The sequence below is a fragment of the Methylophilus sp. OH31 genome, from assembly GCF_000576615.1.
Classification (GTDB): Bacteria; Pseudomonadota; Gammaproteobacteria; order Burkholderiales; family Methylophilaceae; genus Methylophilus.
In genome coordinates, this window is record NZ_BAUS01000002.1 from 236,653 (window position 1) to 258,924 (window position 22,272).

Consider the following 22,272-nt stretch of genomic DNA (forward strand, 5'->3'; position numbering starts at 1 on the left):
TTTCTCTTGGTTTCAACCGCTACATTTTCCTTTTATTCAAAGACTCCAATCTTTAAATGTAAAGTTAAGTTAACAGCATCAGGTTTTTGACCCGCTCACAGATGAGTCATAGGACAGGAGAAGAATCTGTGAGTACATATAAGAAAATAAATAGAAGAGGGATACACACTGCACTAGCCGCATTGAGCGTGATGGCATCACAACCAGTGTGGGCCGAAGCATTAAATACTCAGTTGCCCAAACAGCAGGAGGAAAGCTTTAGTGTGCCCGTTAATGTCGATATTCCAGCGCAACCGCTGGCAAACTCATTGCACGACCTGGGCAAAGCCACAGGTATGAATATCTCATTCCCAAACGATGTGGTTTCCGGCAAAACTGCACCTGAAGTGCGCGGCCGCATGACACGCAAAGAAGCGCTGCAACGCGTGCTAGGCGAGAGCGGCCTCGAGCCTAAGGTCGAGGGCAACAATATTTTTATTCAAAAGCCACCGAAACAGGACAAAAAAGACCTGCAACTCGACAAGGTGGAAGTGCGTGCCAAACGTTTTTATGAAGTCGGCCCATTGCCGGGCTTGGGTTTAACTAAAGAAGAGATTCCCGGCAACGTACAAAGTATTTCTGCCAAAGAGATTAAAGAAGCGCATGCGCTTAGTATCACTGACTTGATGAACCGCAAATTGCAATCAGTCACAGTCAATGACTACCAGGGCAATCCATTCCAAATGGACGTGCAATACCGCGGTTTTACGGCAGGGCCACAAATCGGTACGCCGCAAGGTCTGAGCGTATTTATTGATGGTATTCGCGTCAACGAGCCATTTGGCGATGTGGTGAATTGGGACATGCTGCCGATGAATGCTCTGGCTAGCGTAGACGTTTTTCCCGGCTCAAATCCTATTTTTGGCTTGAACACTCTGGGTGGTGCATTCTCACTTAAAACCAAGGATGGTTTTAATAATGCAGGTGCAGATGTTGATATTTTGACAGGCTCGTTTGGGCGTAAACAATTACAGCTTGAAGGCGGCTGGAATAACGGTGAGATTGCTTTATTTGGTGCGGGCAACTTCTTTCTGGAGGATGGCTGGCGGCAGAACTCGCCCAGCAGGGTTAATCAGGGTTTTGCTAAAGCGAGCTATAGAGGCGATAAGCTAGATTTAAGCCTGAGTACGCTATTAGTCCAAACGAAATTGACGGGTAATGGATTATTGCCGAGTGAAATGTATGCTCAAGACCCAACGAGTATTTTTACCGGTCCTGATAAAACGACGAATAATCTCGCGCAATTTCAGCTTTCTGGTGCATTTCAAGCGACCGAGACTTTCAGTATCACTGGTCAGGTTTATCGCCGGAATAGCCGTCGTCATCAGGTGGGGGCTGATGTGTTTATGGGGATTGAAGATGATGCCTTAGCGCGCCGCATTCCTTCGGCTACAGAGCAATATACTTGTTTGTTTAACAGTAGCGCGAATAATAAGTATGGTGTGCCAGATTACGTAGTCGTTTCAATTGCAGAAGATAGCCCGGGCTCTGGTACCTATGACTCTTTCAGTAATGCATTCATTTTAGATGCTCTTGGTGGATTTGCAGACTTAAGCACTGACTCAACCGGCAACACATTAACAAATTATTCAGATGCAGTATTTAATGCCGAATTGCCTGAGTATTATGCGAATGTTTTAAAAGATCAATATACGTTTTTTAGAAACACCTGGGAGAGTCTTGTGTATAACAGAGGCTCAGAAACTTATCTGGCTTCAGGTAGTTCCCCTGAGTTTAGCGGTACAACTGAGGGAGGGGAAGTCTCTTATCAACTCTTCGATTTTCGTGCGCAGGCTTTCCCAACGGTAGCTGGTCAGACCGTTTATTTTAATTTAGACAACTTCTACTACTCTACGGTAAGCGGCGTAAATTATAAAAATTGGCTGATTTTGACCGCCCCTCAAAATGGAGTTAATTGTGCTGAAACTCAAAATAAGGATGTGGCTACTAAAGATGGCGCATTTTCATATTTGGCTCCCAACTCCAACACGCTTGCTACTGTAGATGGCGCTGGGAGTGGAACAGGCGGGGTAGTGTACGAAGTCGACCCTGATACAGGTAAGAAATACTACACGCCAACCGCATTATTTACAGATAACCAGATAGACCAGGTCACCAATGGTGCATCAGTACAATTTAACTGGCATCTTGATCATCATAAAGTCATGGTGGGGGCTTCTATTGATGCAGCAGATGCCACCTATGCCAATAAACAGCGTCTTGGGTTGCTAGATGCAAGTCGTAACGCCTATCTGGCACCAGATGATATCCACCCTATGTATGCTGGGGCGGATCAATGGGTTAGCAATAATGATTTTTCAGGCACACAAACGACTAAGAGTATTTACTTTAGTGAAACCTGGAGTCCGGTCGATAACTGGCACTTTAGTATGTCAGGCCGCTATAACGATACACAAACAAAAAACAAGATTGCTGCGCGTCGTGGTATAGGAGCCTATGAAATTGGCGATGTGATTGGTTATCCTGATCTCTATAATATTTGTACTGACCCGGCTTGTACCGGCGTTTCCACACAATACACCACTCCAAGAATCGTGAATGCACTGGATAGTGCTGAGACAGAAAAGTTTCGGTTCAACTCGTTTAATCCGCAACTAGGCGCCAGCTGGCAAGCGAGGCCGGATCTCAATCTTTATGCCAACGTGGCCCAGGGCACGCGAGTACCTAGCGTGATTGAGCTTGGTTGCGCTTTGGATCACAGGCCATCAGGCGTTTTTCAAACAGATGGCAATGGCAATGTTTATGAAATACCTAAAAGTATTGCCGAGAATCGCCAATGTACCTTACCTACCACGCTTTCAGGTGACCCATATCTGCCACAAATTAAAGCAACCAGTTATGAAGTCGGGGCGAGAGGGTCATGGGGCGAAAACATGCAATGGAACCTTAATGCGTATCAAACAGACCTCAAAGATGATATCTATTTCGTGGCTATTGGTAACGGGCGTGGATTCTTCGACACCATAGGCAAAACACGTCGCCGAGGGATTGAAGCAGGCCTCAAAGGGAATGTTGATAGATTGCATTTTGGCCTTAACTACGGCCTCACCGATGCCACGTTTCAGAATGATTTCCTGATGTTTAGTGCGGATAACAGTAGCTCCAGAACTATCAGTACGCTAGGTGAAGGAGTCATTAATGTCAAACCAGGCGATCATATGCCAGGAGTTTCACTACATAACCTGAATGGGACGCTGAGTTACGACCTGACGAATAATTGGAATGTCGGGCTGACCATGGTCGCGCACTCTGACAGTTTTATGCGTGGCAACGAGAATAACGAGCATCAGGTGGGCGTTTCTCGTACGTATACCGCGATTCGTCAGGTAGATGATGGTAGTGGTACTGGTACGACCAAAGCCGAAGTTTATACCCGCACATTAGCGCCTACCACTAACCCTGGTAAGGCACCAGGCTATGCGACCTTTAACTTGCAAAGTAGTTATCGCTTCAATAAAGAGTGGACAGCCACTGTGCTGGTCACCAACTTGTTTGATAAAGAGTATTTCACTGCTGGTCGGTTAGGTAGAAACCCTTTCTCACCTAGTGTGCTAGGCAATATTGGGCCTGATGGTTATAACCATAATTCGGCCGATTGGCGGAGTACAAACTACATTGCACCAAGCGCACCGCGCGGAATATGGTTTAGCTTGAACTGGCACTTTCAGCCTGATTAATGCATGACAGGAAAAAATCCTAATGAAAGTTTGCGTGAATGTATTTAACTTCTGGGAAGTATCTAAAAGGGCATTTGTGACATGCCTTAATTAAATTTCCGCTATTTGCTTAGAACTTACGAGGGACTAGAAATGACGGAAATTCGGGATGCGGGCAGCCACAAATGCCTGCTCATTGTACCTTTTTACAAGGAGTAGAACATGAAAAGAATGATTTTGGCGATGGCCGTTGCGGGTTTATATGCGTTCAATACAACATCTGCTTTTGCAACTGGGCTGATCGTGATTCCAGCTACTGGATTTAGTGAATCAGCCTATACCTTATGTAATACCACAGGCAATTTTGGATCTAGTGTTTCAGCCACCCCTACAACCACTACAAATAATACCTGCGCGGTATTTCCTGTAAATGAAGCTATTTCTCCAGTCGCTGGTTATACATTAATTGCATCAATTAATCGCAATGCGGTGATTGGTGGCATAACCGTTGGTACGCTCTCAGACCGAGTTTGGCGAAATACTGCGCAAACTTCCTGCATTTTTGGGGCCAGATTTACTGCGTTGAATGCGGACTCGGACGCTGGCACAGCAGGCACTCAATATTTTGAAGTGAATGATATTGCGCGTGGTGGATTTGGTAGTGCATCTGTTAATGCCGGTTACTTTGTTCAAGCGAGTAGCGCTTTGCCTGTATATCGTATTGGACGCACATTTACTTCTGTTCAGCATCGTGCCTATGGTCTCGGAAGTCCAATAAATAGTTTGCCTGGCGCAAATTATTTAGCCTTGCCTACTATTGGCGGCGCATTAACACTTTCAATCAATGGCGAGACTACAAGTGTTTGGCCAGCCTCCACTACAGCTGCAAAGCAATCTGCGGCAGTGAATGCTAACTGGGTAGATTTTACGTTGGAGTCAGTGTACTCGGACAATGAAGGTTCGGGTTCCAGCCTCGTTTCGTCTATGGTGTATGTAGAGGCTGCATGTGACTCGTCTAATGTGAGTGGCTGGGTTAAATCGGGGGCGATTAGACTCAGGCAGACCGGTCAGGAGGGGGAAAGTCTGGTAGAAATTTCTATCGATGGTTATGCCCCTCCAGGGGCGGTTTTGCCCTGATGACTGTTTCTTTCTTGGGAGTATTTATAAGGTATTTGTACTAGAAATTTTCCACAGCCTGCTTAGAACTGACGAGGGGCTAGAAGGATGTGGGAATTGGTGATGCGGGCTACCAAAGTGTCTGCATAGTGTCTCTAAGGAGCGATTATGAAAAATGTAATGATTAGTCTTGCTGTAATGGGTGCATTTGGCCTGTCTATGCCTGCCATGGCAACCGGTCTGGTGGTTATTCCCGCCGCAGGTTTTAGCGGTACTGCTTATACCTTATGCAATACAACGGGTAATTTTGGCTCCAGTACGCCAACACAACCAACCACAGGCGCAAATAACACTTGCGCTACCTTTCCAGCAAACGAAGCAACCTCACCGGTTTCGGGCTATACATTAATTGCATCAACCACTAGAAATGCAGTGATTGGTGGTGTAACAGTTGGCAATGTGTCAGATCGCGTATGGCGCAATACCGCGCAAACCTCCTGCATTTTTGGTGCAAGATTTACGGCCCTGAATGTTGATTGGGATGCTGGTACAACTGGTACTCAGTATTTTGAAGTCAATGATATTGCACGTGGTGGGTTTGGTAGTGCATCTGTCAATGCTGGTTATTACATACAAGCCACTAATGCATCACCCGTCTACCGTATTGGCCGCACATTTACCTCAGTACAACATCGTGCCTATAAGTACGATACTGCGGCTAATAAGTTACTGCTAGGTACCAACTACTTGGATTTGCCAACGGCTAATAGTGTTAACACTGCCTACACTGGTGAAGTCACAGGCATTGGCCCAACAGTGATTGCCTCAACAACTGCAGCCACTCAGGATGCTGTTGTGAATAGCAATTGGATCGATTTCACGATAGACGTTGCTTATGTAGATGATGATGGTGGCTCCAATATCGTCTCTGCGATGACATATGTAGAAGCGCCATGCGACTCAACAGCTGTTTCTGGCTGGGTGAAAACAGGTGCGATTCGCTTGCGTCAAACAGGGCAGGAAAATACCACCATGCAGGAAATTAGCGTCGATGGCTATGCGCCTCCAGGATCAACTGTACCTTAATAATCTGAGCACTTTTTAATTAATTATCTGGGGTAGCAAATGCTGCTACTCCAGACCTAAGTTTGAGGAGTTTTATTATGGCAGTTAAGATTTTTAACGGTACAGAGACTGACTATACCGGTACACCGAATCCAGACTTGATCATTGGTAATGGGCTGGATAACTTCATTGCGGGCGATGGTGGTAACGACATCATTATTGCTCAAGCAGGTAATGATTTTGTTGATGGTGGCGATGGTGATGACATTATCTTCGGTGGTGATGGTGATGACATCTTGCTGGGCGGCGATGGAGATGATGCAATTGTTGGTGGTGCCGGTGATGACACCATTGATGTAGGTAGTGGCAACAACTACGCCGATGGTGGTGATGGCGGTGATAGCATTTATGGCGGTGACGGTGACGATGCTTTGTTTGGTGGTGCCGGTGACGATGTTATCTATGGCGGTGATGGTGATGATGTCTTAAGTGGTGGGGAAGGTAACGACTACTTGCAAGGCGATGACAGTTCTGCCGGAGATGAAACCGTTGTTGGTAATCTATTCTTGGCAACTTCTTACGATGCAATGATTGGTGGCGAAGGTAACGATACCTTCCGTATTGGTGATGAGGAAGAAGCCGAAGGCCTGATTATTGAGGGTGGCGTTTCAGGCCTTGATAATGCAGGTAATGAAGCACGTTATATTGAACTGTCTGAAGCCGATGAAACAGATGAAGATGCTGGTTTGGTTGCCATTGATACGACCACCGGCAACATTGTTGAAATGGAAGATCAGGAGATGTCTGAGCAGGCGGAAACTGATGTTCGTTTGAATATTGTCACTCGTCCTGGCTCCTCAGCGATTAGCACTTTTGCTACAACGATTGCTGGTTACAATGCGGTGGATACTCTGGAATTCACAAAATCTGGTGAGTTTGAGGATATCCTTTTCTCAGGCATTGAGCGTATCGAGCTTGCTAGTGGTGTAAGTATCACTTTGGAAGCTGAGCAAATCGAAGAAAATGGTGAGTCACTGAGTACGGGTGAATTGAATCCAGGCACCCACATTTACGGTGTTGCTGGCGGTCCGGTCGAAACCGTCACCTTAGAGCTCGAGTTTGAAGAAAACACTTTCGAACCAGCCGCAACTATCGTTGGCGCAACGCCAGTGACTTATGAAGCTGCCGTATTTGAGGTGGATGATTACTCAGTTGCGCATCTTTACCACAACGTTGATGTGATTTACGACGCATCTGAAGGTGAAGCTGGTAGCTTCACTCGCATCGATGGTGCAAACGAAGGTAGTGATGCGCACGAGATCGTTTATGGTAGTGATGGCGTGGATTACGCGACCATGCGTCTGGGTGATGACACTGTTTACGGCAACGGTGGTAATGACTTGCTGATTGGCCATGGTGGTGCTGACTATCTGGATGGTGGCGAAGGCAATGACATTTTTGTGATTGGTGGATTTGGTAGTGGTGTGCAAGGCACGACTTCCAAGGCTGACGATGGTAACAAAGAGTGGATTGCGACAGGTGCCAAGCATGATGTGATTATCGGTGGTGATGGCGTGGATACATTGCGCATTACGACTGGTATCGGTGCTAACACCAAAGCCAACGGTACAGTGGTACTCAACAACGATAACTTCAAGTCTATGGAAGTTGTACAAGTGGGTGGTACAGTAGGCCGCTTAAATGTGGAAAATACCGCATTGCAGCTGTTGAATGACCACTACTACTTTAAAGCCAATGGCACTGTGGCTGATCTTTCTAACACCCTGGGTAACAACGGCGGCACGATCAATAATGTCGTGGTCGATGCTTCTGGCGTAACTACCAATGGCTTGCGTTTTGAAGGCAATGCTAACCAGCAAACCTTTATCGGTACCAGCAAGGCTGATGTGTTTGTTGGCAATGGCGGTAACGATACGCTGACCGGTGGTGGCGGTAAGGATACGTTTGTATTTGGCAAGGTGTATGAAGAAGTCGTGACTGGCTCTTCTACCACGGTGCAAACTTATACCAATACGGCATTTAACCTGACTGGTGTGGATACCATCACTGACTTTACACGTGGCACTGACAAGCTGGAGTTGCATTTGGACCAGTACAGCCAACTGGCTGGTTTCAACGCCAGCATGCTGCGTGTAAACAGCACGGGTACAGCACAGGATTCTAATGACTACCTGGTTTACAACACCACCACCAAAACCCTCAGCTATGACGCGGATGGTAATGGTAGCGGTGCGAAGGTAGACATTGCAGTGCTGACTGGCGTGACTACATTGTCAACCTCTGACTTTGTGATCGTCTAATCACGATATTGGCGGGCGGCTAACCCCGTTCGCCATATTTGTAAACTGAATTCTTTATCGTGAACATGTCGTCGCAAGCTGAATCCATCAAGCAAGCCTTGTCCGAACTTTGGCCCATCTGGCGCAAAGTCTGGCTGTTTGGGGTGGTGACCCATCTGCTGATTTTGGTGCCCTCCTGGTATATGCTGGAGGTATATGACCGCGTCATTAATAGTCGCAATGTGTCGACATTATTGATGTTGACACTGCTGGCGGCGTTTGCTTACCTGGTGATGGAAGCACTGGAATGGCAACGACGTCACTTGTTGCAGGCCGGGGCCAAACGCTTTGAGCAATTATTGCAGGAGCGCGTGTTTGAGCGTGTCTTTGCCGCTAAATTAGCCGTGCAGACGTTTCCTGCGCAACAAGTATTTTCCGATTTTTCTACACTCAAAAATGCTTTGCATTCCTCAGCCTTGCTTGGCTTGATTGATGCACCTTTTTGTTTGATTTTTCTCGCCGCCGTGTTCTGGATTCATCCGGCACTGGGCGTTCTCACCTTGTTCGGACTGGCGATACAACTGGTATTGACCGTGCACAACCAGTCGCGCGTAGCGCCGTTGATGCAACAAGCGAACCAGCACGCCATCGAATCCCAGCGCTATTTTGCCAGCATCAGCCGTCATGGTGATGTGATGCATGCCATGCATATGCTGGCGCCGATTGAGCAACGCTGGTTACAGCATCAGCATGGTTTTTTGTGGCAGCAGGCGCAGGCCTCAGAGCTGGCAGGCAAAAGTGCTGCCGCTTCACGCTGGCTGCAAACCTTGCAGACCAGTTTGATTCTGGGCCTGGCCTGCTATCTGTTTATTGCCGGCGAGTTATTCAATGGCGGTGCCATGATGATAGTGGCGTCTATTTTAGCCGCACGCGTGCTCACGCCGCTGGTGCAATGTGTCGGGCACTGGAAAACCTATGAGCAGGCCTGGACCGCTTATCGTCGTATTGACAGCTTGCTATCTGGGGCAACTACCGCCACGGACGGGCTGGTTTTGCCACCCCCTACGGGCGAGGTAACGGTAGAGCAGCTCAGCTATGCCATGCCGCAAACGGGCAAGTCCTCGGCTGAAGTATTTATCCGTCAGGTGCAATTTAAATTAACTGCTGGGCAAGTGCTGATTGTGGCAGGTGCGTCGGCCTCAGGAAAAACCACTTTAGCCAAATTGCTGGTCGGCCTGTTGGCCCCTAGTGCAGGCCGTGTGCGGTTTGATGGTGTGGATGTGCATCGCTGGGACAAAACGCAACTGGGGCCGTACTTGGGTTACCTGTCGCAAGAGGTGGATGTGTTTGATGGTCCCATTGTCGACAATATTTGCCGTTTCCAGACGCCTGACCGCGAAGCGCTGACTGAAGTGCTGACCCTGCTGGGTATGTACGAGTGGGTACATCAATTACCTGATGGCTTAAATACGGTCATTGGTCAATCCGGCATGGCGCTGTCTGGTGGTGAGCGCCAATTAGTCGGCCTGGCGCGTGCTTTTTATGGCAAGCCACGCATCGTGGTGCTGGATGAGCCGAATGCCAATCTGGATACTACTACCGAGCGCACGTTGCAGCACGCCATTGCGCGCCTGAAGCAGCAAGGTACAACCTTTATCATCATCAGCCATTTACAGCATATTTTGAGCATCGCTGACACCATGCTGGTGATGTGCCAGGGGCAAATGATTCGTTATGGCAAACCGGCTGAAGTGCTGGCAAGTTTTCAAGCAGAGCCCGGGCAAGCAGACATTAGAAAAACAGAGCCTAGGCAAGCAGAGTCTGGAAAGGTGGCACAGTCATGATCTTCCCCCGTAATTTTACTGACACCCCCGCCTGGAGACCTGGTTGGCAGATGCCGCTATGGTCTTTTATGCAACCGTTCAGTGGCGCGTTTGTGCAGATGGTTTGGCTCAGCTTGCTGACCAATGTGCTGATGCTGGTACCTACTTTGTATATGTTGCAGTTATATGATCGCGTCATGCTCAGCCGCAATACCTTGACGCTGGTGGCGATGACGATATTAACCGCCGGCTTGTTATTGCTGATGGCAGGTGCGGACTGGTTGCGCAGTTTGTATGCGATTAAAACCGGCGTGCAGTTCGACCTCACCTACGGCAAGCAAGTGTTTTCGGCCGTGTTTGATCCACGTGCCACACAGCGCCCGCCACCTGCCGAGTCATTGCAGCAATTAACTGCCATTCGCCAGTTTATGACCGGGCAAGGTTTGTTCGCCCTGCTGGATATTCCCTGGAGTGTGATCTACATTGTGGTGTTGTTTGCCTTGCACCCGGTGTTGGGAGCGACCGCAATGGCATTTTGCCTGGTGCAGTGCGCGGCAGCCTTGTGGAATCAGCGCATGACAACACCGCCAGCGCAGGCGGCACTGGAGGCAAAACAAAGCACTGAGTATTTTTTGCAGCAAAAAATCCAGCATTTACACACCAGCTATGTGTTGGGTATGTTGCAAACCTTGCGCCAGCATTGGCAGGCATTGCTGGCGCAGCAATCGCTGGCAGAAGCCGCCTGGTTAAAAGCCAGTGATCGTAGCCAGTTTGTCAATAAATGGGTGCGCTATACCTTGCAGTCACTGATGCTGGCCATGGCGGCCTGGCTGACCATCCGCGGTGAAATCAGTGTCGGCTCCATGGTGGCGTCCAATGTGCTGATTGCGCGTGCCTTGCATCCGTTTGATGTCATGGTGCATAGCTGGCGCCAATGGTTACAGGCCAGGTCGGCGGCGGCTGATTTGCATGGTTTGCTGAGCGATGTCATCGTACCAGCGCAGCCGGGTGAACCTGTCGTGTATACGATGAATTTGATCCGCCCCTATCAACTGGCGTTGCAGGCAGTGGGTGTCACTGTGGCCTCGCGCCGCCTGTTGCACGATGTCAGCCTGACCATACAGCCAGGGCGCCTGCTGTGTGTGATGGGCCCCTCAGGTGCAGGCAAAAGTACGCTGGCACGTTTGCTGGTCGGGGTCGTATCGCCCACGGCAGGTCACTATCAAATCAATCAATCCACTATTACCGCAGACAACGCGCGTGCGTTGATGACCAGTGTTGGCTATTTGCCACAACAGGTGTCTTTGCTTGAAGGCACGATCGCTGAAAATGTCGCCAGATTTGGTGAGCTGGAGAGCCAGCATATTTTGCAGGCTTGCCAGCGCGTGGGTTTGCATGAGGCGATTCTGCGTTTGCCACAAGGCTATGATACCCGGCTGGATGAGCAGGGTTTGCCTTTGTCTGGCGGGCAACGTCAATTGCTGGGGCTGGCGCGTGCCATTTACAAAGAGCCTGCCTTACTGGTGCTGGATGAGCCGAATGCCAGTCTGGACGAGTTTGGCGAAGCCAGGCTGATGCAGTTGTTGCAAGCCTTAAAAACCCTGAATACCACCATTGTGGTGATCTCGCATCGCTCTGGTGTGCTCAAAATTACTGACGACTTGCTGGTGCTTAAACGCGGCGAAGTGTTACACCATGGGCCACGCGATGCGGGGATTGTCTATTTAAATCAATTGCATGCTGCTGCCAGCAGTATGGCGACGGAGCTTGCGTGACCATGAATCCTGTTATTTCTGACAATGTGCACGCCATCGAGTCTTATGCACAAAGTGTTAGCCAGACGCGTAAAGGCGCTGCCATTCTGTTGTGCGGGCTGGTGGGGTTTGTGCTGTGGGCGGTGTTTGCACCGCTGGATGAGGGCGTCCCTACCGAAGGCGTCATCAGTGTAGAAAGCAATCACAAGGTCGTGCAGCATTTAACCGGCGGCATGGTCAGTGCCTTGCAGGTGCATGAAGGGCAGGAGGTACACGCGGGCGATGTGCTGTTCAAGCTTGATGCACAGGCCAGCAAGGCGCGTTATGAAGAAGTCTGGCAGCGTTATGCCGGGTTGCGTGCGCAAGAGGATCGTTTGCGCGCGGAGCAAAGCCACCGCCCGGTGATTGATTTTCACCCGGACTTGACGCGGGAGCAGCAAGATCCGTTGATACAACAACAGATGCGTAACCAGAGTCAGTTATTGTTCGCCCGAACCTCGGCACTGGCGGCGGATATCGCCGGTAAAAAGGAATCAATCGCGGGCTACCAGGCTTTGATTGAAGGCTACCGTGGCGTGTTATCCAGCCATGAAGCGCAGCTTCGGTTGCTTGAGGATCAATTGCAAGGCGTACGCGCCTTGGCCGCAGAAGGTTACGCGCCGCGCAACCAGCAAAATGATCTTGAGCAGCGCGTGGCCGCATTGTATGGCGACCGCGCCAATACCCAGGCCAATATCACGCGCGCCCAGCGCGCCATTCTTGAGTTGCAGCAGCAGATTAATCAGCGCAACCAGACCGAGCAAAAAGAGATTGATGCTGACATGGCGCAGGTGAAATTGCAGGTGGAAGCCGATGCGCAGAAAGTGCTGGCGCTACGCCAGGAATTGGGGCGCACCGAGATTCGCTCACCCGCCGCCGGTCAGGTGGTGGGGTTGCAGGTACACACGGTTGGCGCGGTGATTCAGCCCGGGCAGAAGTTGATGGATATTGTGCCTTCCGGCGAGGCATTGATTGTGGATGCACAGATTCCGCCGCATTTGATCGACAAGATCCATGTGGGGCAGGCCGCTGATATCCGATTCTCTACTTTTGCCAATAGTCCGCAACTACTGGCAGAAGGGCAGTTGAAGTCGGTCTCTAAAGATTTGTTGAGTAAACCGGCGGCGACGGTGGAAGGCAGCCAAAGCTATTACCTGGCACGTGTGATGCTGACAGACAAAGGCATGCACGCCTTGCAAGGTCGTCAGTTACAACCCGGTATGCCGGTGCAGGTGGTGATTAAAACCGGTGAGCGTACGTTGTGGAATTATCTGATGCATCCACTCAGCAAACGCTTGGCTGCATCCATGAAGGAAGAATAATGCGTGTTGGTCTCTTCTATTGGCAGCCACTGGCGATTGTTTTGTCTGGCTTGTGTTGCGTACTTACGTTTATACAGGCACAACAAATACAGGCGCAAGAGGACCTGAACGGCTTGTATCAACTGGCAGTGACAAATAACGCCGATTACCGTGCGGCATTGGCTAACACCGAAGCCGAACGTGAGGAGCTCACCAAGGCACGCGCCCTGTTTTATCCCAAGGTGCAATTAGGCTTGAGTAAAGGCCGCGGTAATACCGACCGCACCACGCAAACCACGCTGGGGGCGGTTAATACGGAACTCGATTATTCGCTGGAGAATTACAGTCTTTCGGTCAAACAGCCCTTGTTTAACCGCGAGACCATGGCGATTTATGGCGGTGCCAAGTCTTATGTCAGTGCGCAGGAGTCATTGCTGGAGCAGGAAAATGCCAAGCTGATTCTCAAATTGGTTTCCGTCTATCTGGAAACCTTGTATGCACAAGACCGGGTCAGTGTGCAGCAACGCAAGCTGGATGCGGTGGGTCAGCAACTGCGTCAGGCTGATCAGCGCTATGCGCGTGGCAGCGGCACAGTCGTCGAGGTGAGTGAGGCGCAGTCTAACCTGGATGTGGCCAAGGTTGAGCATATTCAGGCCAGTAATGATTTGCTTTCCAGCCAGCAGAGCTTGCAGATTCTAACAGGGGCGCCACAGGGCTTGTCAGCGGCATTGATGGTAGATGGCCTGGGCGGCTTGAATCCCACGACGCAGTCTTTGGACAACTGGCTGGCATTGGCGCGGCAACATCATCCGGAATTGGCAGCCGCTTATCAAAATGTGGAAGTGGCAAAAAAAGACATTGAAAAGAAACAGGCCGGGCATTATCCGACGCTGGATCTGGTTGGTGTGCGCTCATATAGCCAGAACGACAGTAACAATACACTGGGCTCACGTTTTGATACCACCACTATTGCCTTGCAGATGAATGTGCCCTTGTTTGCGGGCGGCTATGTCAATGCCAATGTGCGCCAGAGCGCCAGCCGGTTGACCGCCAGTGAAGAAAGCATGACGGCCAAGTCGCGTGAGATCGAGTTTAATGTGCGCAAGTATTACCAGAGCCTGCAGGCGCAGCAGCAATCGATTAGTGCCTACCAACAAGCCGTGCAGTCGGCCAGCATTGCCTTGGATGGTACACAAAAAGGCTTCCTGGCCGGATTCAAAACCAACCACGAAGTGCTGGATGCCCAGCAAAAGCTGTTTACCAACCAGTTATCTCTGACCAAAGCTTATTACAGCCTGATCAGTGACTGGGTCAATTTGCAGTTTAGTAGTGGTGTATTGACGTTGGAGGCACTTAACCGCGTCAGCCAGCTGTTTGTTGCGAAAAAATAGGCATCGTTTAAAGGTGGAAATGCATATGAAATCAGTGGGTGTGTATAGCAAGCAACGTGGGTTTACCTTGTTGGAACTGTTGGTAGTGATGGTCATTATCGGTCTGTTGGCGGGCTATGTCGGCCCCAAGTATTTTGCCCAGATTGGTAAATCAGAAACCAAAACGGCCAAGGCACAAATTGAGGCATTATCGCGCGCGCTGGATACCTATCGGCTGGATACCGGACATTATCCTGCGACTGAGCAAGGCCTGGCGGCACTCAATCGCCAGCCGGATGGTGAGACCAAGTGGCAAGGCCCATACCTGGCCAAAGGTGTACCCGCCGACCCGTGGGGCAGGCAGTATCTGTACCGTTACCCCGGCGAGCATGGTGATTACGATGTGTGGACGCTAGGCAGTGATGGCGCCGCTGGTGGCCAGGATGCTGATAGCGATGTCGGTAACTGGTAGCGCTTAAACGTCAGCCATCATGAAGTTTGAGTTAAAAGTGTTGCAGGGGGCGCAGGTGAGTTGGTTATCGCTGGATGCCACGGATCGCCAGGCCGCGCTGCTACAGGCGCAGGCACAAGGCTATGGTGTGTTGCAGGTACGGTCTGCGCGGGTATCAGGCTGGCCGCAATGGCCGCTCAAAACGCACACCTTTAATCTCAGCCTGTTTAGCCAGGAGTTGCTGACACTGCTTGAATCCGGACTGAGCCTGATTGAAGCCATTGAGGGCCTGGCCGAGAAGGAGCAACAAGACCATGCACGTGCCGTGTTAACCCAATTACGCACCAGCCTGTTTGAAGGCTTGTCCTTGTCACAGGCACTGGCCTTGCAGCCTTCGGTATTCAGCCAGTTATATATCGCGCTGATTCGGGCCAGTGAACGTACGGGCGATATGGTGCAGGCGTTGCGGCGGCATGTGGCTTATCAGACGCAGGTAGAGGCGATCCGCAAGAAAATTATTGCAGCCTCAATCTACCCGGTATTGCTGATTGTCGTCGGTGGCCTGGTGGTGCTGTTTTTGCTCGGTTATGTGGTGCCACGCTTCAGCACGATTTATGAAAGTGGGGGCGACAATTTGCCCTGGGCCAGCCAGATGCTGTTGCGCTGGGGGCAATTATTGCAAGGGCATGGCGAGTGGGTGCTACTGGCAACCCTGGCTATGGCGGCATCGCTGTGGCTGGTGTTTTCGCGCCCGGTCAGCAAGGCCTGGCTGATGCAACGCGTGTGGCAAATCCCCAGCTTGGGCGAGGCTTTGCGTATTTACCAGCTGGCGCGTTTTTACCGCACGCTGGGGATGCTGTTACAGGGAGGAATTCCCTTGCTGACGGCACTGGGCATGGTGCAATCTTTGTTGCCGCAAGAGTTGCAACTGGCCTTGCAACGCGTGATTACTGAAGTACGTGAAGGCAAGGCCTTGTCAGGTGCCATGGAGTCGCATGGCCTGACGACCTCCATTGCCAACCGCATGCTACGCGTGGGCGAGCGTAGTGGGCAACTCGATGAGATGCTGGGGCGTATAGGCGTATTTTACGACGAAGAAACGGCACGACGCGTGGAGTGGCTGAGCAAGTTATTGGAGCCCGCACTGATGGTGCTGATCGGCTTGATTGTAGGTTTGGTGGTGGTGTTGATGTATATGCCGATTTTTGAACTGGCGGGCGCCATAGAATGAGGAATGCCATCGCATGAATATGCAGGATTTACCACTGACTGGGCATGTCCCCCCCTTAGATGCCGGGTTATTGCCGCAGGCACGCCAGTTGTCCCAGCAAACCGGCCGCCCACTCATGGAGGTGCTGGAGGAGCTGTCTGGCCTGACGCCAGATGTGTTTGTGCTGGCATTGGGGCAATGCATGCATTACCCGACGCTGACCGCACTGGACTTGCACGCCATGCAGCCCATGTTTGACCTGTTGCGCTTTAATGATGCCAGCACTTTGCATGCGGTATTGATGCAAAAATCCGACCAGTCGCTGTATCCAGATCAATCGTTATACCTAGTGCTGGCCGACCCGTTTGACGAGCCACTGCAATTACGCTTGCAGAGCATGGTGCGCGTGCCGGTACAGTGGTGCCTGGCGCATCGTAACGATATCGCCGCTTGCCTGCAATTTCATGAAACGCAAATGCGCGCGATGGATCAGGTGCATGCCAGTGACAGCATCGGTAGCGAAGAAGAAACGCCGGTAGAAGAGTTGTCGCTGAAATCCATCAGCGAAGACAGCAGCCCGGTGGTGCGTTTTGTACGCTCGACCTTATACGATGCCCTCAAGGCCGGGGCCAGTGATATTCACCTTGAATCTACCCTGCAAGGCTTGCGTGTCAAATACCGCATCGATGGCGTGCTGACAGAGGCAGGTGGCCTCAGTGGCGTCATGCAGGCCGAGCAGGCCGTGTCGCGTATCAAGGTCATGTCTGAACTGGATATTGCCGAGCGACGTATTCCGCAAGATGGCCGCTGCAAAGTACATGCTTTGGGCCGAGAAATAGACTTGCGTGTCTCTATCATGCCCAGCGTGGTGGGTGAGGATGCCGTGCTACGCGTGCTGGATCGTAAAGCGTTGAGTGAAGCACAAGGTATCAGCCTCGAAGTGCTGGGATTCGCGCCCGCTTTATTGGCGCAAATTCGGGCGCAGGCCGAAGCGCCTTATGGCATGTTGCTGGTGACCGGGCCCACCGGTAGCGGAAAAACCACAACCTTGTACGGCATGATTTCCGAGATCAACCAGGGTCAGGACAAAATTATTACCATTGAAGATCCGGTCGAATATCAACTGCCTGGCGTGCTGCAGATCCCTGTCAATGAGAAAAAAGGCCTGACCTTTGCGCGCGGCTTGCGCTCCATTTTGCGCCATGACCCCGACAAAATTATGGTGGGCGAAATCCGCGATGGCGAAACTGCACAAATTGCCGTGCAGTCCGCGCTGACCGGGCATTTGGTGCTCACCACCGTGCACGCCAATAACGTATTTGACGTGATCGGCCGTTTCACCAATATGGGCGTCGACGCTTATAGTTTTGTGTCGGCAGTCAACGTGATCCTGGCGCAGCGGCTGGTACGCGTCATCTGCCCGTTCTGCAAAGTGGATGATATGCCAGACTCCGCATTGCTAGTGAAGTCCGGTCTGAGTGTGGAAACGACCCAACACTACCAGTTTAAAAAAGGCCAAGGCTGTGGTCAGTGCCACGGTAGCGGTTACAAGGGCCGCAAAGGTATCGCCGAACTGTTGTTGTTTGACGACCGCATGCGTGAACTCATTGTCTCTAAAGCACCTATCAGCCAGATTAAGGCATTAGCCGCCACAACCGGTACACGTGCCATGCGCGACGCCGGGTTGGCGCTGGTGGCTACGGGCGAAACGACTTTGCAGGAGATTAACCGTGTTACAGCGCTCTCCTGATCCCGGTGTAGATTGCCGCGTGGCCGACAGCCGTCGCTGGTGGCAGGCACTGACAGCGCCGGAATTGCGGCTGGTCATTACTTGTGATGCGCTAGAGGTATTCCAGTTTCAACGCGCGTGGTTGCCGGGTAGACATCCGCAGATGATCAGCCATCAACGTCATACTTTGCCGGGCAGCACGCAGGATATATTGCCGCCAGAGGCTTTGTGGCAGGCCTTGCATGACGTCTTGGCACCCTTAGCGGGCCAGCGTTGGCATGTGGTCGTGGTGCTTTCCAACCAGTATGCGCGCTGGCTGGTATTGCCGTGGCAGGCTGAGGTACGCAGCCAGGCGGATAAAGCGGCTTATTACCTCCACGGCTTGCAGCAGGCCTTTACCAGCGATGGGCAAGATTGGCGAATTCGGGCGCAGCCAGGGGGCTATGACCAGCATACCTTGCTGAATGCACTGCCTGCCGTACTACTGGAAAAGTTACAGGCGGCGCTGGCCAAGCATCGATTGCCGCCAGGCATCATCACTCCCGCGTGGGCGCTGGCAGCCAACCAGGCTTTACATACCATGCGCCAGCAAGGTTTTTCGGCCAATGGTTGGGTTGTCTGTCGCGAGTCCAGCCACTTAACGGTGGCATGCCTGATGCATGGAGACTGGCTACAGATTCGCCAGCTACCTGTTGATGCGCAATGGCGATTGACCTTGATGCAGTTATTGTCGCGCGAGCAGGTCATACATCCCGAGCGGGCCGCTTTGCCAATCTTTTTGTCACAGGCAGAGTCTAGCGGCGCTACGCCACAGTCCATGCAGCCGTTTCAGGTGGTGGATGTGCAGCCTTCCCATGGCTTGGATAAGCTTTCTCGACAGGTAGCCGAAAGGCGGATGGCTTAATGCACGTGCGCTTAAATCATGCGCCCGATCGCTTGCCTGGGCCTGCGGCCACGGTGATTGGCCTGATATTACTCACTAGCCTGGTATGGCTGGCCGCTGTTTATCATCAGCTTACCGAGGAAAATATCGCCCTGCAGCAGCAATGGCAAACGCGCCAATTAGCCTTGACTGCCAGTCAGCAGGCCGTCAATAAACAGCCCGTCGTGAATCAGGCCTTGGCGGCTGACATGGCCGAGGCGCAGTCACAGATAGTCACGCCGTGGTTAGCTTTGTTGAGTGATCTTGAACATGCCCAGCAAGCCCACTTGTACTGGCTGCAACTCTCCCCGGATGCCAAGCGTAAGCAGATACGCATGACGGTGCTGGCACAACAGCGCCAGCAAGGCTGGGCGTTGGTAGAGCGGCTGAAAAAACAGCCTGCTTTGGTGGATGTGAAGCTTAAGGCCAGCGAAGCGACCGAGGTGAACGGTTTGCGCATGACGACCTTGCATGTGGAGGCCGGATGGCAGTTCTAAGTCACTTTATGCAACGTGTGTGCTTTGTCTGCCAGCAAACGCTGCGGGCACATCGCTGGCTGGCAGTCATGCTGTTAGTCACTATTTTACTGTCTGGCCTGGTGGCGCATGCCTGGTGGCGCGGTCATACCTTACAACATGTATTGCAACAATTACCTGCATCCACCAAGCGGACATTGCCTGTCACTGAGGCCAGGCCTCACGTCGTGAATGTGCTGCAAAGCTGGCCCAGTGAAGACGAAGCTGACCGTATCAGTGCTGAGATACTGGCGACAGCAGATGCCATGGGCATGTTGTTTGAGCGCGCAGAATTTCAGTCTTTAGCTGTTGAGCATTCGAGTTTGCAGATACAGCGCATCAAGTTGCCACTCAAAGGGGATTATTTGCAGGTGCGGCATTTTTTGCAGCAGGTGTTACAGGCCTATCCTAGCCTGGCCTTAAGCCAGTTTAAATTGCAGCGCAGTGATGTGTTGCAGCCAGACCTCGAGGCCTATGTGGAGTTTAGTTTGTACACGCGTAAGCGAGGCCAAACATGATGCGGCGTGGAATAGTATGGGTGGCACTGGCTTGCACCTTGTTGGCATGCTGGTGGGTAGAGCAAGCCGAGCAGCCACCGGTTGCCGCTGTGAAACAAGCCCCTCAGCGTCGAGTGAGCTTGGCGCAGGCCTTGCCTTTGCCTCACACGGCCTCACCGCAAAGCGTCTCAGCGCCTGCAACCATGAGTGCAGGCGCCGATGATAGCGCGATTAACCTGTTTGCCGCGTTGGAAATGTCGGCAGCCGACACCGCGGTGCCTGTGGCGCCTGAGGCGGTGAATCCTTATACCTATGCCGGTCGGTTGCAGGAAGACGGGCGCTGGACCGTGTTTTTAACCGATGGCCAGCAACAATACGTCGTACATGCAGGCGACCATTTTGCCGATGGGTGGCAGGTGAGCCTGCTCGACCAACAAAAAATCGTGCTGCAACATGCGGCCGAGCGCTTTGAAATCAGGCTGGATAACGGGGTGGTATTTTGAACAAGCAAGTGAATCAAACGTATAGTCATTGGGCCTGGTTGTTGGGTTGTCCGCTGTTATTAGCCAGTTGCAGCAACCTATTACCCGCACAGCAAAACGGTGATGCCACGCTGGAGCAGGCCAGAATCTATGCGGCGCGTGGCCAGGATGACGAAGCCATCCAGCTGTTACAGCCGCTGGTGGACGAGCATCCGCGCCAACCGCAATATAAAAACTGGCTGACCCTGTTGCAGGAAAAGAAACTGCAAAAGCAATTGCAGCAAGCGGATAGTTTATTGCTCACCCAACAATATGATGCGGCGATTGAGGTTTATCAGCAAGTGTTACAGCTTGCACCCAGCAACCGTGCTGCCAGTGACGGCATGCAAAAAGTACAACTGGCACGCCAGCATGCGGCACAGCTTGAGCAGGTGAAAGCGGCAATTACAACTGAGGATTTGGCAGGCGCCGAGTTTGGCTTGCGCAGTATCCTGGCCGAGCAGCCCGCGCATGCCGGAGCGCGGCAATTGTTTGAGCAGCTGGAGCAAAAGAAAAACGAACGGACCAGTGTGGTGAGGCCCTTGCAGTCTTCGTTGAAAAAGAAAGTCACGCTGGAGCTTAAAAATACGCCGATTAAAAATGCTTTCGAATATCTAGGCAAGGCCGGAGATTTGAATTTTTCTTTTGACCAGGAGCTCAACGAAGGTATACGCGTGAATGTGTTGCTGCGCGATACGCCGATTGAACAAGTGCTGGAAGTGATCCTCACCAGCCATCAGTTAGGCAAAAAAGTACTCAACAGCAATACATTGCTGATTTATCCGCAAGCACGGGCTGCACAGTATGAAGAACTGTTTGTGCGCAGCTTTTACCTGACGCATATGGACGCCAAACGTGCGCTCAATATGATGAAAACCGTGTTACGTGCCAGTGATGTCTATATTGATGAAAAGCTCAATACGCTGGTGATGCGCGATACCATGGACCGCATTAAAGTCGCAGAGAAGCTGATTGCCTCACAAGACCTCAATGAACCCGAGGTGATGCTCGAAGTTGAGGTGATGGAAATCAACCGCCGTAACCTGGAAAACCTCGGTATCCAGTATCCAACTCAGATTGGCGTCGGCGTGCAGGGCAACGCAGCCGGTAGCAGCAGCGGTACGCAACCGCAAGCAGGCAAACTGACGCTGACCGAGTTGCGCAATTTTAATGGCGGTCTCGGCGTGTTTTCGATCAATGATCCCGCCATTGTGCTCAACCTGCTGCATCAGGATACCGACACCAATTTGCTGGCCAGCCCCAAAATCCGGGTCAAGAATCGTGACCGCGCCAAGATTCATGTCGGCGATAAAATTCCGGTGCTGACCAGCGTCGCCAGTGCGCAGGGTTTTGTCAGCCAGAATGTGAATTATATTGAAGTCGGCATCAAGCTTGACGTCGAGCCGGTGATCCAGATGCAAGACCAGGTCAGTATCAAAGTCGGCATGGAGGTGAGTAATATCACCGACCAGGTCACGACCAGTTCTGGGGTGCTGGCGTATACCATCGGCAGCCGCAATGCGAATACCACCTTGCAGTTGCGCAATAACGAAACGCAGATTCTGGCCGGATTATTCCGTGACGACGAGCAGAAAACGCGGCGCAAAGTACCCGGCCTCGGTAATTTGCCGCTGATTGGCAAATTTTTCAGCAGTAATAATGAAGACAAGCGTAAAAATGAAATTGTATTGCTGATTACACCGCGCATCATGCATAACCTGAGCCCGGCCAGTTCGGTCTATAGCCTGATTCCTTCCGGCATTGCCGCTACAGCAAATCCGGTGGGGACTGGCGGTGCGCGCGCGGTGCAGGCGATGGAACCGACACCATCCGCGCCAGCGGTGACACCACAATCGACGCAGAGCGGCAATGTGCGTAACGACAGCGGTTTTGCCAGCCAGATGATGAATAGCAGTGACACCGGCGCCGTACAGCCTTGAGGC

General features: G+C 51.6%; 16 protein-coding genes. All 16 read left to right on the forward strand.

Annotated elements, in window-relative coordinates:
• The first annotated feature begins 191 nt into the window (after positions 1 to 191).
• The 16 genes from OH31_RS02795 to OH31_RS02870 all read left to right on the forward strand — a co-directional run bounded on the left by OH31_RS02795 (position 192) and on the right by OH31_RS02870 (position 22,269).
• Positions 192 to 3,737 (forward strand): TonB-dependent receptor domain-containing protein, encoded by a 3,546-nt coding sequence (locus OH31_RS02795; RefSeq protein WP_201768563.1) that lies wholly within the window; start codon positions 192 to 194, stop codon positions 3,735 to 3,737.
• A gap of 201 nt (positions 3,738 to 3,938) precedes the next feature.
• Positions 3,939 to 4,853, forward strand: coding sequence for a hypothetical protein (locus OH31_RS14665; protein ID WP_024929533.1), 915 nt, complete (start codon positions 3,939 to 3,941; stop codon positions 4,851 to 4,853).
• A gap of 147 nt (positions 4,854 to 5,000) precedes the next feature.
• Complete coding sequence (locus OH31_RS15250) at positions 5,001 to 5,918, forward strand: hypothetical protein (protein WP_024929534.1); 918 nt, start codon at positions 5,001 to 5,003, stop codon at positions 5,916 to 5,918.
• A gap of 77 nt (positions 5,919 to 5,995) precedes the next feature.
• Entirely contained in the window at positions 5,996 to 8,218 is a 2,223-nt protein-coding gene (locus OH31_RS02810) for a calcium-binding protein (protein WP_024929535.1), read from the forward strand.
• A 65-nt stretch (positions 8,219 to 8,283) separates the two neighbouring features.
• Positions 8,284 to 10,041 carry a type I secretion system permease/ATPase gene (locus OH31_RS02815; RefSeq protein WP_024929536.1) on the forward strand — a complete coding sequence of 586 codons (1,758 nt, stop codon included), beginning with the start codon at positions 8,284 to 8,286 and terminating at the stop codon, positions 10,039 to 10,041.
• On the forward strand, positions 10,038 to 11,795 hold the full coding sequence (locus tag OH31_RS02820; protein ID WP_242402181.1) for a type I secretion system permease/ATPase: 1,758 nt from the start codon (positions 10,038 to 10,040) through the stop codon (positions 11,793 to 11,795). Before OH31_RS02815 ends, OH31_RS02820 begins: the two co-directional genes overlap by 4 nt.
• A 2-nt stretch (positions 11,796 to 11,797) precedes the next feature.
• The gene (locus OH31_RS02825) at positions 11,798 to 13,135 is read left to right on the forward strand and encodes an HlyD family type I secretion periplasmic adaptor subunit (RefSeq protein ID WP_024929538.1); all 1,338 of its coding nucleotides are present in this window, start codon (positions 11,798 to 11,800) and stop codon (positions 13,133 to 13,135) included.
• Positions 13,135 to 14,505, forward strand: coding sequence for a TolC family outer membrane protein (locus OH31_RS02830; protein WP_024929539.1), 1,371 nt, complete (start codon positions 13,135 to 13,137; stop codon positions 14,503 to 14,505). The genes OH31_RS02825 and OH31_RS02830 overlap by 1 nt, the downstream gene beginning before the upstream one ends.
• Positions 14,506 to 14,530: 25 nt before the next feature.
• Entirely contained in the window at positions 14,531 to 14,956 is a 426-nt protein-coding gene (gene gspG / locus OH31_RS02835) for a type II secretion system major pseudopilin GspG (protein ID WP_019881516.1), read from the forward strand.
• A 19-nt stretch (positions 14,957 to 14,975) separates the two neighbouring features.
• The gene (locus OH31_RS02840; RefSeq protein ID WP_024929540.1) at positions 14,976 to 16,166 is read left to right on the forward strand and encodes a type II secretion system F family protein; all 1,191 of its coding nucleotides are present in this window, start codon (positions 14,976 to 14,978) and stop codon (positions 16,164 to 16,166) included.
• A gap of 13 nt (positions 16,167 to 16,179) precedes the next feature.
• Positions 16,180 to 17,895: a GspE/PulE family protein gene (locus OH31_RS02845; RefSeq protein ID WP_024929541.1), complete on the forward strand. Its 1,716-nt coding sequence runs from the start codon at positions 16,180 to 16,182 to the stop codon at positions 17,893 to 17,895.
• Positions 17,876 to 18,778 carry a hypothetical protein gene (locus OH31_RS02850; RefSeq protein WP_024929542.1) on the forward strand — a complete coding sequence of 301 codons (903 nt, stop codon included), beginning with the start codon at positions 17,876 to 17,878 and terminating at the stop codon, positions 18,776 to 18,778. The genes OH31_RS02845 and OH31_RS02850 overlap by 20 nt, the downstream gene beginning before the upstream one ends.
• Positions 18,778 to 19,293 (forward strand): hypothetical protein, encoded by a 516-nt coding sequence (locus OH31_RS02855; protein WP_024929543.1) that lies wholly within the window; start codon positions 18,778 to 18,780, stop codon positions 19,291 to 19,293. Before OH31_RS02850 ends, OH31_RS02855 begins: the two co-directional genes overlap by 1 nt.
• Positions 19,281 to 19,829 (forward strand): hypothetical protein, encoded by a 549-nt coding sequence (locus OH31_RS02860; protein ID WP_242402182.1) that lies wholly within the window; start codon positions 19,281 to 19,283, stop codon positions 19,827 to 19,829. The genes OH31_RS02855 and OH31_RS02860 overlap by 13 nt, the downstream gene beginning before the upstream one ends.
• Entirely contained in the window at positions 19,826 to 20,311 is a 486-nt protein-coding gene (locus OH31_RS02865) for a hypothetical protein (RefSeq protein WP_024929545.1), read from the forward strand. The genes OH31_RS02860 and OH31_RS02865 overlap by 4 nt, the downstream gene beginning before the upstream one ends.
• Positions 20,308 to 22,269, forward strand: coding sequence for a tetratricopeptide repeat protein (locus OH31_RS02870; protein ID WP_024929546.1), 1,962 nt, complete (start codon positions 20,308 to 20,310; stop codon positions 22,267 to 22,269). Before OH31_RS02865 ends, OH31_RS02870 begins: the two co-directional genes overlap by 4 nt.
• Positions 22,270 to 22,272: the final 3 nt, after the last annotated feature.

Bases quoted from the DNA above. Each gene is read 5' to 3' on its own strand.
- OH31_RS02860 (WP_242402182.1), top strand. From the start codon at position 19,281: ATGGCAGTTCTAAGTCACTTTATGCAACGTGTGTGCTTTGTCTGCCAG.
- OH31_RS02815 (WP_024929536.1), top strand. From the start codon at position 8,284: ATGTCGTCGCAAGCTGAATCCATCAAGCAAGCCTTGTCCGAACTTTGG.
- OH31_RS02825 (WP_024929538.1), top strand. From the start codon at position 11,798: ATGAATCCTGTTATTTCTGACAATGTGCACGCCATCGAGTCTTATGCA.
- OH31_RS02810 (WP_024929535.1), top strand. From the start codon at position 5,996: ATGGCAGTTAAGATTTTTAACGGTACAGAGACTGACTATACCGGTACA.
- OH31_RS02845 (WP_024929541.1), top strand. From the start codon at position 16,180: ATGAATATGCAGGATTTACCACTGACTGGGCATGTCCCCCCCTTAGAT.
- OH31_RS02865 (WP_024929545.1), top strand. From the start codon at position 19,826: ATGATGCGGCGTGGAATAGTATGGGTGGCACTGGCTTGCACCTTGTTG.
- OH31_RS02795 (WP_201768563.1), top strand. From the start codon at position 192: ATGGCATCACAACCAGTGTGGGCCGAAGCATTAAATACTCAGTTGCCC.
- OH31_RS14665 (WP_024929533.1), top strand. From the start codon at position 3,939: ATGAAAAGAATGATTTTGGCGATGGCCGTTGCGGGTTTATATGCGTTC.
- OH31_RS02820 (WP_242402181.1), top strand. From the start codon at position 10,038: ATGATCTTCCCCCGTAATTTTACTGACACCCCCGCCTGGAGACCTGGT.
- OH31_RS15250 (WP_024929534.1), top strand. From the start codon at position 5,001: ATGAAAAATGTAATGATTAGTCTTGCTGTAATGGGTGCATTTGGCCTG.
- OH31_RS02830 (WP_024929539.1), top strand. From the start codon at position 13,135: ATGCGTGTTGGTCTCTTCTATTGGCAGCCACTGGCGATTGTTTTGTCT.
- OH31_RS02855 (WP_024929543.1), top strand. From the start codon at position 18,778: ATGCACGTGCGCTTAAATCATGCGCCCGATCGCTTGCCTGGGCCTGCG.
- OH31_RS02840 (WP_024929540.1), top strand. From the start codon at position 14,976: ATGAAGTTTGAGTTAAAAGTGTTGCAGGGGGCGCAGGTGAGTTGGTTA.
- gspG (WP_019881516.1), top strand. From the start codon at position 14,531: ATGAAATCAGTGGGTGTGTATAGCAAGCAACGTGGGTTTACCTTGTTG.